Raw genomic sequence first — 13,207 nt, 5'->3', positions numbered from 1 at the left:
TGACAAACTAGCTCGGCTCTCGGTGATCTGTGTCTGCCCGGTCTGACGGCGGTTCGGTATCGTGAATGACGAGTGGTGGCATGCAAACGTAAGCTTGCATCGAACCATATGCCGCACACATCGCGCAATCGATACCCGTGTCATCGAGGATGACGGCAGTTCCAGAAAAGGGAATTTGTCTGCTTCGTAGCGGCAGACACTTTTCCAGAAGTATTCGCGCGCCTCGTGGTGTGACTGTGTAAGCCTGAGTCCCAAATGAGTGCTCTACTTTGATGAGGGATCGAGAAAATTTCTCGGCCTGAAACAAGGTGGGTTTATCTTGATATCGACGATCGTAAAATTCCAACTTGGCTTTGGAGAAGCCGAGATTTACCCAAATAAACAACGGGTCGTATATATATCCCCACTGTATCAAATCCCAGCTTTCCGGTGCTTGAGATAGTATATTGGCGGATTCCTCCACAAATCGAAACGATGCTCGAACGTCGTCTTCAAAAATAGTTATCGTCTTGTTCTCGGAAACCGCCAACTTCCATAAGCCGATATGGGATAGAGCGCATCCCAAAGTGCCCGGGGGGTACGCACAATCATTGGTGATCAGACCTTCCTTTATGAGCGCCTCCCTGTCGAGAGAAGTGCCGTCAACTGCCGACACACGAACCGTATTGTGCGTTAGGTGCCAGTTATTGCTTTGATACCTGCTCCAGCGCTCGACGCTGCGGTCGAGGTTTATCAGGTGTATTTTCGGCGAATCCTTCGGCTCCACACGTCGATCTGGCATCGGTACGGCGCCCGGAGGCGTGGCGGCAGTGAATACCGGCGTGTCGCCGGCACCATGCAACAGCGCTCGGGCGCGCTCGATCCCGTCACTCACATAATATTGGCCATCGCCGAAGGTGATGTAGCCATAGACTTGTCGGTTATCCATATACTGGACGATGCCGGCCTTGCGGGCGCTGTCGGCAAAGATCACGTACTCGTAGCGCGATGTCGCGTCCTCGTATGTCAGTTCGGGCAGTACGTCGGCGCGGACAAGATAGGTGCAGTGCACAAGCGGCATCTCGATAATGCCGCGCACGTGGCGGTTGAGCACCCATCCATATTGATCGCACTGCATATAGTAGCCGTTGGCGTCGATTTCGGCGTGGTAGTTCGAATAGTATTGCCCGGGAGAGATGGAGCGAAGCAGGGGAGCGACGATCGGCACGTCGAGCGCGACAAGCTCGCGTAGCGTGGCCGGTCGCACGAAATTATCGACGTCGGCAACGAAATAGAAATCGCAGCTGTGTTCGAGAGTTTTCCGCAAACTTATGTTGCGGATTCGGCCAAGCACCCTGAAGCGCGTCTCGTTCCATTCATGTTCGCCAAACTGCTCGACTCTATCGGCCACGTTGGAGGCATCGAATTCAACCGCGGCATAGAGGTGACCAACGCGCTCCACCCATTCGCGCAGTATGTGCTCGGTCCTGTCGGTGTTGTTGTTTGTCCTGATGTACAGGACGATCGACGCCTTCGGGTAGTCGAGCGCCTCGATGCACTCAAGGTACAGCGGCAGTGCCGGCTCTTTCTGCTTTGCCAGGATTGTCACCAGGATGCGCGGCGTGCCCTCGATGCGCGACCGCAACGAACGCTGCCGGACGAGCCTGTGCTGGTCGATCAAGCTCTCGGTCCCGAACGCCCCTAGTTTCGGCGGCTCATTGAGCGGAAGCTTGCCGGTGGCGAAGCGCGCGTTGGCCACCACCCGCTTCGTCATTTCAGCAGGCAATTTGTCGGAGGCGAGCAATTTTAGACAAGCGTCGAGCGATTCCCGGTAAGCGCCTGCCCAGTAGGCATTGACGGCAAACTCGTCGAGCACTCCGTAATCGTAGACCCAGGGCTGAATGAAAAGTCCGGCGGGTTGAACAAGGTCGAGCCCTCGACGCGCAAATTCCGTTCCTTCCGCATTCCGGCCCTGGTTGCGGCAATAGAGGCTCGCGGCGTGTAGAGCCTCCGCGCGGGCGGGGACGACCTGCGCCGCGCGCTCAAAGGCGGCAACGACCTCGTCGAATGGCCGCCCCAATGCTGCCATGAGGTTGCCCGCCTCGAGCAGGCTGACATAGACCTCCTCGTCCCAAAAACCCAGCTCGGCACGCTTCAGATAGGTCGCCAGTGATTTTTCACGCTCGCCGGAATCCCTGTAGCTCTGCGCCAGATAGAAGGTGTATCGCGAAACAAGGAAGGGGTCGGTCTCCGTTGCAAGCGCATTTTCAAGAACGGCCGAGTCGTCCTGGTACTTTCGCGGGTTTTGACTGCGTGCTCCGCCACGCCCCGTCGCCACGCGAAAACCCTTGGCGGTCTCCCGCGTGAGATGGCCAGGAGGGGCCTCGAGATATTCGTGCAGAACGCCCTTGAAGGCGAACGGCAGACGGTTGCGGCAGATCTGCGGGCGATAAAACGAAATGCCACCATGTAACACCTCGACGTCGTATAAATCGTGTTCCATCTTCGACTTGAACCCGATCGGATCGAAGTCGGCGTCCCGGATCAGAACATCGTCCGCGTCGATGATCATTGCATAGTCGACAGTCTCGATTTCACGCAATCGTTCAAGGGCGAAGGTACGGTTGTACGCGAAGTCCCGCCACGGCTCGTCAATGACAGCGCCTTGGACACCGTGATCGGCGAGGAAGCCGCGTATCAGGTCTTGCGTGCCGTCTTCGGAACCCGTGTCGACGATGAGCACGTAGTCGACAAGGGGGAGCACGCTGGCGAGGCATTGCAGGATGACCTTCGTCTCGTTCTTGACAATCATGCACAGGCCGATGGTGCTCATGCGATTCCTTCAGCTGAGCAGCGGTCGTTGCGCGCCTGCTCGAAATTGTGGAATGGGAATTCGTTCAGCTCGCCCGGCAGGCTGCGGGCAGCGAAGAACGATTTGATGAAATCCTGGGTCCCGTCGGTCGAGCCGATATCGCCGATGACACAGCAGTCGATGTGGTCGACAACCGCCCCGAGACAGCGTTGAAGGTTCGCCATCTCGTTCTTGACGATCATGTTGAGGCAGAGCCGCTTGCCGTTCGCCATTCGTGATCCATCGGCCCTCAATGTGACTGTCGGCGATAAGGACGGTTCGCGTGTCGCCGCGCCATGCCGGATCCGTTTCGATGCGGATTTGCCAAGTCTCGATCGCTCATGCCTTCCCCCGCTGTCGCTGTCCACTTGCCAGTCCGGCCGCGCAACAGCTGATATTTCCAAAGAGCCGATCATTCCTTCTCACGGATCTCACAGGTCGTCCTCTGGAAACCGCGCTTAACCTTATCCATCGTGGTTAGCAGCCAGCCGTCGTGCCGGCCCGGCGGCAACCGCGATCGTGAAAGGACCCTGCCCGAACTGCAACCGCCGGCATTCACCGCTTCGTCCGGTCACCGGTTTAGGTTCGGTATTTCGCCGCCATTTGCAGGCTGCCGTCAAGGTCGAGGCACCCACATCCGCTGACACATTGCCAACCCGTCTGGCTGCGCCATCGTCGATGGGTTTGCATGGAAGGTGGAGACCTTCAATTGCTGTCCGAAGCAGGCAGGATTGCAAGTAATCCTAATAAGCATCTGATTTTCATAACGGTTTTATAACCCAGCCCGCTGCTATTGTTAAAGCGGCGCTACCCTGCTTTCAGCTAATTTAGTAATTGCTTAATTTATAGTTTACAACTTGCTAAATTTCGAATTTACTAAAATGCGGTGTTGAGGGACGCCCGCGGATCGGACGGCCGCATGCCCGAATTTCTGCGTAAGTCTCTCTCAGGGAGTTGAGTTAGAGGGTCTGGGTAATCAGGGCCGTTTGGCAGATTGTAAGGTGCGTCCCCAGGGCGCGCCAACGGTGTGTCGTGTCCATGCCCTCCCCTTTGGAGGCGGACGGCCTCCCATTCCTTCGAGAGTTGTCGCCGAGACGTCAGCGTCACGGTAACGGGAGTGGGTTGTGATTCAAGTGGCATCGCGTGCGTATCGCAAGAGCTGTGCAGGCCCCGGACTGCACGGGGTCGATAGAACACTGCGGCTAGGCGTCGTCAGAACCGACCGGCCGAATGGGCTGACCGGCGCGCCTCGGCCCGCGTTTCCGAACCCTTTTTCATCCATCCCTCGATATCCGATTTCGGCACGATCTTCCGGAACCGGAGGCAAGAGGCCAGTCGATCGCTCCCGCAGCCGAACGTCCGGCCGCGCGGCCGCGCGCTCGGAACGAATTTCATCGATGCACTGTCGCACGCACTTCGAACACCAGATGCGCTGACCTGGCCGGGCGGCGGGCATTTGGCGCCAACGGCAATTGACGGCGCGGCACTGTGGCCGCGGACCAAGGAGGATAGGATGAGCTACATAGCAGGGTTTGCAGTGATGGAAGTTGCCGTTAGAGGCGTCTTGCCCATCGGCGACACCACCGAAAATGTGCCTTATTTTATCCTGGACACGGCCAAGAACGCCGTTGTCGGCCAGGTCATTCTTCCCAAGGCCGTCAAGCGAAGCCTCGCCGTCGCTCTCACCGTCAAGGTTCCCGCCGCAGCCGGCTCATTTGCGATTGGCACGTTCGACGATGGCGGGAATTTCCAGGCCTGTAGCTTCCTCCGCGTAGAGAGCCCCGCTGTCGAACGGCCTGACGGCGCCGTCGGCTCGTCGGGAAGATGACCGCGCCGCCCAAAGATCCTTCTTCCGACCGCTCGCCGGCCAGCCGATGGGCGGTTTTCCCTTGAATTGAATTCGAAGCCAACAGGAGCCAGTCATGGCCCGTGCCTCTGAGATTCTCTTTGTCGATCCTTCAGTCTCCGATCTCCAGACGGTTCTCGGCAACGTGCGACCCGAGGTTCAAGCGATTGTGCTCGACGGCCGCCTGCCGGCGGCGCGGCAGATCGCTGCCGCGCTCGCAGGGCACGAAGGGCTCGATGCCGTGCACGTCATCGCACATGGCGCATCTGGGCGGATCAGCTTCACTGCGGGAGAATGGTCATCAGCCACATTGAAGGCAGAGGCAGAGGATCTTGCCGCAATCGGCCGGGCGCTTGCCGCGGACGGCGAACTGCGGCTGTGGAGCTGCGAAACGGCATCGGGGAATGCTGGCGAAGCCTTTACACAGGCGCTGGAACAGGTGGTGGGCGCGGACGTTCGTGCATCCAGGTCGCTGGTTGGCGCAGCCGCCCTCGGCGGCGCCTGGGAATTATCCGCACGCACGTCCACGCCCATGCCGCCGCTGACATCGGCTGGCGTGGCCAGTTACACCGGCGTGCTGGCGGTTGATCTGACACTCACTGGCAACTTGACTGTTCAGAATGGCAGCGCCAATATTAACACGTACTATCTAATAGATACGTCAGTCAGCCCTGCTTTGCTGGTTGGCAGTTTCGTTCTTCCCGCATCTGGAAACAACGTGACCAGCGAATTTGCTGTAACTATAACGATTCCGGATCCTTCCCATACTTATAAAATTTATGACAGCGGCTTCCATCTTTTTGGAACACTTACGCCTGGTGGCGGAAATTCTTACACTTTATCCGACGGTCCTGTCTTTGGCCCTAGCAATGGTAACGGGGGCAATCAATTTGATACCGGCAGTTTCAGCACTAGTACTGTTGGGGCGACTGGCCCGGCAGGCGCAACTGGCGCGACCGGGGCAACGGGCTCTACCGGAGCAACTGGCTCGACCGGAGCAACGGGTTCAACCGGCGACACGGGTGCGACCGGAGCAACTGGCTCGACTGGTGATACCGGAGCAACTGGCTCGACCGGAGCAACGGGTTCAACCGGCGACACGGGTGCGACCGGAGCAACTGGCTCGACTGGTGATACCGGAGCAACTGGATCGACCGGGGCGACTGGATCCACTGGTGCAACGGGTGATAGCGGCGCCACGGGCTCTACAGGTGCAACCGGCTCAACCGGCGCAACTGGATCGACCGGCGATACAGGCGCGACTGGCTCGACCGGAGCCACAGGTGCGACCGGAGATACAGGTGCCACAGGCTCGACCGGCGCGACAGGTTCGACCGGTTCGACCGGCTCGACCGGCGCAACTGGCTCGACGGGGGCGACTGGTGATACCGGCGCCACGGGCGCCACGGGTTCCACCGGGGCGACTGGCTCGACAGGAGCAACCGGAGCGACCGGAGCGACGGGTTCGACCGGCGACACGGGTTCGACCGGAGCAACTGGCTCGACTGGGGCAACTGGTTTGACCGGCTCGACCGGAGCCACAGGTGCGACCGGAGATACAGGTGCCACAGGCTCGACCGGCGCGACAGGTGCGACCGGCGCAACTGGCTCGACGGGGGCGACTGGTGATACCGGCGCCACGGGCGCCACGGGTTCCACCGGGGCGACTGGCTCGACAGGAGCAACTGGAGCGACGGGTTCGACCGGCTCGACCGGAGCCACAGGTGCGACCGGAGATACAGGTGCCACAGGCTCGACCGGCGCGACAGGTGCGACCGGCTCGACCGGCGCAACTGGCTCGACGGGGGCGACTGGTGATACCGGCGCCACGGGCGCCACGGGTTCCACCGGGGCGACTGGCTCGACAGGAGCAACCGGCTCGACCGGAGCGACGGGTTCGACCGGCGACACGGGTTCGACCGGAGCAACTGGCTCGACTGGGGCAACTGGTTTGACCGGCTCGACCGGAGCCACAGGTGCGACCGGAGACACAGGTGCCACAGGTTCGACCGGAGCCACAGGTTCGACCGGCGCGACTGGATCCACTGGTGCAACGGGTGATACCGGCGCCACGGGCTCTACAGGTGCAACCGGGTCCACCGGAGCGACCGGCTCAACCGGAGCAACTGGCTCGACTGGGGCAACTGGTTCGACCGGCGCCACTGGTTCGACTGGTGCGACTGGATCGACCGGAGCAACTGGCTCGACTGGGGCAACTGGTTCGACCGGCGCCACTGGGTCGACTGGTGCAACTGGCTCGACCGGGTCGACTGGTTCGACTGGTGACACCGGAGCGACTGGATCGACTGGGGCAACCGGAGCAACCGGCTCGACCGGAGCAACAGGCTCGACCGGGGCGACAGGCTCGACTGGCTCGACTGGTGCGACAGGTTCCACCGGTGCGACTGGCTCGACCGGAGCAACTGGCTCGACTGGGGCAACTGGTTCGACCGGGGCGACAGGCTCGACTGGCTCGACTGGTGCGACAGGTTCCACCGGTGCGACTGGCTCGACCGGAGCAACAGGTGCGACCGGAGCGACTGGCTCGACCGGCGCAACCGGTTCGACCGGTGCCACGGGCTCGACCGGAGCAACCGGCTCAACCGGGGCAACTGGTTCGACCGGGGCGACAGGCTCGACTGGTGCGACAGGTTCCACCGGTGCGACTGGCTCGACCGGAGCGACCGGAGCAACTGGCTCGACCGGAGCGACTGGATCGACCGGAGCGACTGGATCGACCGGAGCGACCGGCTCAACCGGAGCAACCGGTTCGACCGGCGCCACGGGCTCGACCGGCGCGACAGGCTCGACCGGGGCAACTGGCTCGACCGGCGCCACGGGCTCGACCGGAGCAACTGGCTCGACCGGCGCGACTGGCTCGACCGGCGCCACCGGTTCGACCGGTGCGACGGGCTCGACCGGCGCGACAGGCTCGACCGGGGCAACTGGCTCGACCGGCGCCACGGGCTCGACCGGAGCAACTGGCTCGACCGGCGCGACTGGCTCGACCGGCGCCACCGGTTCGACCGGCGCCACCGGTTCGACCGGTGCGACGGGCTCGACCGGCGCGACAGGCTCGACCGGGGCAACTGGCTCGACCGGCGCCACCGGTGCGACTGGTTCGACCGGCGCCACTGGTTCGACCGGCGCCACGGGCTCGACCGGAGCAACTGGCTCGACCGGCGCCACGGGCTCGACCGGCGCGACTGGCTCGACCGGCGCCACCGGCTCGACCGGCTCGACCGGCGCCACCGGTTCGACCGGTGCGACGGGTTCGACCGGTGCCACGGGCTCGACCGGAGCAACTGGTTCGACCGGCGCAACCGGCGCCACCGGCTCGACCGGAGCCACCGGCTCGACCGGAGCCACCGGTTCGACCGGCGCAACCGGTGCCACCGGCTCGACCGGAGCCACCGGCTCGACCGGAGCCACCGGTTCGACCGGAGCAACCGGCTCGACCGGCGCCACCGGATCGACCGGAGCAACCGGCTCGACCGGAGCCACCGGTTCGACCGGCGCCACCGGCTCGACCGGGGCAACCGGCTCGACAGGTGCCACCGGCTCGACAGGTGCCACGGGTTCGACAGGTGCCACGGGTTCGACCGGAGCAACCGGAGCGACCGGAGCAACTGGCTCCACCGGCGCGACGGGTTCGACAGGGGCAACTGGCTCGACCGGAGCAACTGGCTCAACCGGCGCGACGGGTTCGACAGGGGCAACTGGCTCGACCGGCGCGACTGGCTCAACCGGCGCCACTGGCTCGACCGGTGCGACTGGATCGACCGGCGCGACTGGATCGACCGGCGCGACTGGCTCGACCGGCGCCACGGGCTCGACCGGCGCGACTGGATCGACCGGCGCCACCGGCTCGACCGGAGCCACCGGTTCGACCGGAGCCACCGGCTCGACCGGAGCCACCGGCTCGACCGGAGCAACTGGCTCGACCGGAGCGACTGGATCGACCGGGGCAACCGGCTCGACCGGAGCCACCGGCTCGACCGGAGCCACCGGCTCGACCGGCGCAACCGGCTCGACTGGTGCGACTGGCTCGACCGGGGCGACAGGATCGACCGGGGCAACCGGTTCGACTGGCGCCACTGGCTCGACAGGAGCAACAGGCTCGACCGGGGCGACTGGCTCGACCGGCGCCACCGGGTCGACTGGTGCGACCGGCTCGACAGGCTCGACCGGCGCGACTGGCTCGACCGGAGCAACCGGAGCGACTGGTGCGACCGGAGCGACCGGCGCCACCGGGTCGACTGGTGCGACCGGCTCGACAGGCTCGACCGGCGCGACTGGCTCGACCGGAGCAACCGGAGCGACTGGTGCGACCGGAGCGACTGGATCGACCGGGGCAACCGGCTCGACCGGTGCCACCGGCTCGACAGGCGCAACTGGCTCGACCGGAGCCACCGGTTCGACCGGAGCAACCGGCTCGACCGGCGCCACCGGATCGACCGGAGCAACCGGCTCGACCGGAGCCACCGGCTCGACCGGAGCCACCGGTTCGACCGGCGCAACCGGCGCAACCGGCGCAACCGGCGCAACCGGCTCGACTGGTGCGACTGGCTCGACCGGCGCCACTGGTTCGACCGGAGCAACTGGCTCGACCGGAGCGACGGGCTCGACCGGACCAACAGGCTCGCCTGGTCCGACGGGGTCGACTGGAGCAACCGGCCCAGGCGGTCAGACCGGTGATCATGGTCATGGCAATAACGGCCACGGCAATGGACAGCAGGACGCGCCGGGCAATTCCGGGGACCATAACAATGCCGACAACAGCAGCCATCAGGGACAGGGCAACTCTTCCGGAGGCCAAGGCAACGGCGGTAATAACGCCAACGTCACGGCCAGCACGCTGGGGCTGACGGACACGGCGAAGTTCCTGCAGTCCGGCTCGCCCGACGGCAACAGTGATCCCGGCAAGCATGCGTCGTTCAGCCAACTGGTCGGCCTTGCGGCGACTTCGGTGACGACAGACCTGCTGAACGTCCTCAAGACAATCAGCGGATCTGGCAACAACCAGAACAAGCCTTCCGGAGCGAGCACGGATCTCACCTCGGATCAGACCAAGCCTGGCGCCGGCTACGCCAGCAACGACCACACCGTCAAGACGTCCCTGAAGGATCTCTTGAAGCCGCACGACTGAGTGGCGAATGGACCTGGACGGTAACCGGTCCAGGTTGGCGAACGGGCGCGCGGGCTTCGCTGGAAAGCGGAGCCCGCGCGCTTTTCATTCGTGCTCTGTCGGCTCGCGCAGCATCGTAGGGCATGCCTGGTACCAGGGTCAGCCGCCTGCAGGCGTGTCCGCTTCCGGCCCAGCCATGGCGACCATTTGCGGATTGAAAGCAACTTAAAGGAAGCCGCCAAAGTCTTAGATTTCCAGAACAATTTGCGCGAGTCCGGCGCCTCGATATTGATCGAGGTCTGCTGCCCCGCTCCTCAGAATTTACCAAATCCTTCCTTAATAGTTTACAAATCGCTAATTTTCGATTTTACTAATGTATGGGTATAGAGGGTGCCCGCGGATCGCACGGTCGGGTGGCCGTGAGGTCTTGCAGGCGAGTTTGGGCAGGGATCTGGGTAGCAAGGCAATTTAGCGGAAGAAGAAGGTGCGCTCATCGGGCGCGCCGTGAGACGCCGCGTCTATGTCTGTCCTCGGCGGAAGGCAGACGTTCCCATTCCGGAGTTCGCTCGCGAGTTTGCCGTCGAGGCGTCGGCGGCACGAGTGACGGGAGTGGGTATTGTGAATCAAGTGTTGTCGCGTGCGCCCCAGGGCGTTGTGCCCCGGTTCGATGGGCGCGAAATTCATCCGCTGCCGGCCGCGGCAACTGGTCGCCCGAATGCGCGGACCGATGCGCGCCAGGCTGGCGCCTCAGAAATCCTTTTCGTCGACCCCTCTGTATCCGATCTCGGCACGATCCTCGCCAATCTGCGGCCGGAGGTCGAGGCGATCGTGCTCGACGCCAACCGCCCGGCCGCGCGCCAAATGGCGCTGGCGCTCGAAGGCCGCGCCGACCTCGACGCCGTGCACGTCATCGCCCACGGCGCGCCTGGCCGGGTGAGCTTCGCGGCGGGCGAATGGTCGGCCGAGACGCTCGACGACGACCAGGGCGACCTCGCCGCGATCGGACGGGCGCTCCGCAAGGGTGGCAATCTCAGGGTGTGGAGCTGCTACGCTGGTATCGGCGATGAGGGCGGAGCATTTGTTGAGCGCCTGGCGGAGGCGACCAACGCCGATGTCGCCACTGCAACTGGCCTCGTCGGTGCCGCTGCGTGGGGCGGACGCTGGGAACTTGAATTGCGCGCGAGCGAGGCGATGGCGATGCGGCCGCCGCTTACCGATGTGGGCGTTGGCACGTACGCTGGGGTGTTGGTCGCGAGAACTTGGATCGGTTCCAGTGGTAACACGACGAACCCAAACAGCGGTAATTGGAACACTGCTGCCAACTGGTCTCCCTCGGGTGTTCCGGTAGCCGCCGATACTCTCACAATAGGCAACACCGGCCAAGGTAGTGCGTTCGCGCTCACGGTAGATACCGCCGCTGTTGCCACGTCTATTGTGCTTGCCGGCAGGGCCGCCTCTAGCAGATTTACAACACTCACACTTACTGCCGGCAACTCACTTACGACTAGTGGAGCAATAAATATTAGCGATGTTAACTCGTTTGTTAATGGCGCAGGCACAATAACTGCCAACGGCGGAATCACCGGTACAGGCACGATCACTGCGGGCACTGCAGCTCTTGGCGGTACGCTCGACATCTTTGGGACAATCAACAGTGGGATTGTTTTGGCGATCGGCACCGCTGCTGCCACCACCCTGAAGATTGAGGGTACTGCAACTTCGGCAACTGCAATTTCAATCAACAATGCCAATCAGACGCTGGAGATCGGGAGCGCGGGCAACCTAACTATCAGCGCCGCCGAGAGCATCACCAACGGCAAGATTCAGTTGGACGGGGGCACACTGACCGATGCCTCCGGACTGACGATCGGCAACGGCGCGATGCTCACGGGCTTTGGCACGGTCACTGGTCCTATTGCGAACAGCGGCACCGGAACGATAACCGCGGCCGGCGGGACGCTGGATATCACGACAAACATAGGTGCCGGTGCCACGGGACTGAAAATCAACAGCGGAGCGATCCTCCGGCTAGACGGAACTGTCGCCAGCGGCGACGTCATTACTTTCAACTCGAGCAGCGGCGGACTACTCGACCTCACCGGTTCGTCGATCGCGAGCAGCCAGCTCAACGGATTCCAGGCGAATATCGCCGGCATGAATGCCGGCTCGAACCCGGCCGCGCCGACCAATGGGATAGAGCTTGCAGCCTTCGGCACCGGTGGTGCCTCGCCCACAATCATCAGCGCGAATTTCAACACGGGAACAGACGTTCTCACCGTCGTCGCGAGTTCGGGAACGTTCACATTCCAGCTCAACGGCTCCTACGCCGCCGGCACTTTGGCCAGTTGGAGTGGAGATGCGAATGGCGGCACCGACGTTTTCTTGACGACCGGCCTGGCGTTCCATGCCCGTGCAGCCCTCGATTCGTGGCAGGATCCAATCTCCTGGAACAACGGTGCGGCGCCTTCGACGCAGCCGGCGGCTGGCACGAACATGGCGTTCTTCAACAAGGACGCAAACGCCGACACGATAGCGATGCCGCCGACCCTTCGTCAGGCGACGGGCACCGGAACCAGCACGTGGACGATCAGCGACACGTTGAACGGAACGAGCCAATATCTGAGCTCGCTGAGTTTGGTCAATCAAGGTCAGCTTTTCGTCAACGGGACTGCCAATTTCAACGTCGGAGCGTCTGCGACGAACTGGACGCTTACCGGCGCCGCGGCCGGAGCCAGCGTTGGGTCTCAGTATTTCGAGAATGACGGATCCGTTAACATTGTCGAAAACTCGAGCGGAACCGAGACCACGGCGGTATTTACCGGCAACATATATTTGACCGGCTATGGATACTACAATCTTTACGGTAACGTAACAGTGACGTTCGACGTCGGCGTTGGCGTCAGCGCTGGCCAGACAGTAAATTTTGCGACGGCCGGCGGCACGCTCATTGTCGGCAGTTCGCTCCTGGATTCCTCCGAGATAGCCGGATTCAAGCAGGGCGACACGGTCGTGCTGGAGAATTTGGGCGCCGGCGCGATCACGCAGAATGTCATCGACACAAATGGCGAAGCCACCGTCCAGATCCTGGTGAACGGCGTCGTTGTCGACTCTGTCAATTTCCTCGGTGAATTTCACAACGGAGCGAGCGACTTCGGTTTTGTATCAAGTGGCGCTACAGGCGGCTCACTGACAATAACCGCGACCGCCTCTGCCGGCACCGGCACTCCGGGCGCGACGGGCGCAACTGGCGCGACTGGCTCAACCGGAGCCACGGGTTCAACGGGCGCCACTGGTGCGACTGGCGCCACGGGCTCGACCGGCGCCACGGGCGCAACCGGCGTGACAGGTGCCACCGGCTCTACAGGTGCCACGGGTTCGACCGGAGCTACAGGTTCGACTGGAG

6 protein-coding genes and 2 pseudogenes are annotated in these 13,207 nt (G+C 62.8%); 4 read left to right on the top strand and 4 right to left on the bottom strand.

Translation table 11 applies throughout. From position 1 onward, the window contains the following. Positions 1 to 7: 7 nt before the first annotated feature. The gene (locus tag JG747_RS20970) at positions 8 to 2,812 is read right to left on the bottom strand and encodes a glycosyltransferase family 25 protein (RefSeq protein WP_202359942.1); all 2,805 of its coding nucleotides are present in this window, start codon (positions 2,810 to 2,812) and stop codon (positions 8 to 10) included. Beyond that, entirely contained in the window at positions 2,809 to 3,033 is a 225-nt protein-coding gene (locus JG747_RS20965; RefSeq protein ID WP_202359941.1) for a hypothetical protein, read from the bottom strand. Before JG747_RS20965 ends, JG747_RS20970 begins: the two co-directional genes overlap by 4 nt. A 1,310-nt stretch (positions 3,034 to 4,343) precedes the next feature. Between JG747_RS20965 and JG747_RS20960 the strand changes: the two genes are divergently transcribed. Beyond that, positions 4,344 to 4,658, top strand: coding sequence for a hypothetical protein (locus JG747_RS20960; RefSeq protein ID WP_069092176.1), 315 nt, complete (start codon positions 4,344 to 4,346; stop codon positions 4,656 to 4,658). Positions 4,659 to 4,752: 94 nt separating this feature from the next. Then, a pseudogene (locus JG747_RS37100) lies at positions 4,753 to 5,196 on the top strand (DUF4347 domain-containing protein); the annotation flags it as partial. 365 nt (positions 5,197 to 5,561) lie between these two features. Here JG747_RS37100 and JG747_RS37095 read toward each other — a convergent pair. Continuing rightward, the gene (locus tag JG747_RS37095) at positions 5,562 to 9,260 is read right to left on the bottom strand and encodes a DUF4573 domain-containing protein (RefSeq protein ID WP_244748170.1); all 3,699 of its coding nucleotides are present in this window, start codon (positions 9,258 to 9,260) and stop codon (positions 5,562 to 5,564) included. A gap of 385 nt (positions 9,261 to 9,645) precedes the next feature. Here JG747_RS37095 and JG747_RS37090 point away from each other — a divergent pair, with 385 nt between their 5' ends. Then, on the top strand, positions 9,646 to 9,825 hold the full coding sequence (locus JG747_RS37090) for a hypothetical protein (RefSeq protein ID WP_064985486.1): 180 nt from the start codon (positions 9,646 to 9,648) through the stop codon (positions 9,823 to 9,825). Positions 9,826 to 10,308: 483 nt separating this feature from the next. Continuing rightward, a pseudogene (locus tag JG747_RS37855) lies at positions 10,309 to 10,992 on the top strand (DUF4347 domain-containing protein); the annotation flags it as partial. Positions 10,993 to 11,889: 897 nt separating this feature from the next. Here JG747_RS37855 and JG747_RS37080 read toward each other — a convergent pair. Then, entirely contained in the window at positions 11,890 to 12,939 is a 1,050-nt protein-coding gene (locus tag JG747_RS37080; RefSeq protein ID WP_244748453.1) for a hypothetical protein, read from the bottom strand. Between the last annotated feature and the right edge of the window lie 268 nt (positions 12,940 to 13,207).

The sequence above is a fragment of the Mesorhizobium sp. 131-3-5 genome, assembly GCF_016756575.1.
Taxonomy (GTDB): domain Bacteria; phylum Pseudomonadota; class Alphaproteobacteria; order Rhizobiales; family Rhizobiaceae; genus Mesorhizobium; species Mesorhizobium jarvisii.
Note: the sequence above shows the minus strand (reverse complement) of the source record. Positions and strands in the feature narration are given on the sequence as shown.

What these genes read in the sequence shown, in the direction of transcription:
- JG747_RS20965 (WP_202359941.1), bottom strand. Translation starts at nt 3,033, where the DNA reads ATGATCGTCAAGAACGAGATGGCGAACCTTCAACGCTGTCTCGGGGCG.
- JG747_RS20960 (WP_069092176.1), top strand. Translation starts at nt 4,344, where the DNA reads ATGAGCTACATAGCAGGGTTTGCAGTGATGGAAGTTGCCGTTAGAGGC.
- JG747_RS20970 (WP_202359942.1), bottom strand. Translation starts at nt 2,812, where the DNA reads ATGAGCACCATCGGCCTGTGCATGATTGTCAAGAACGAGACGAAGGTC.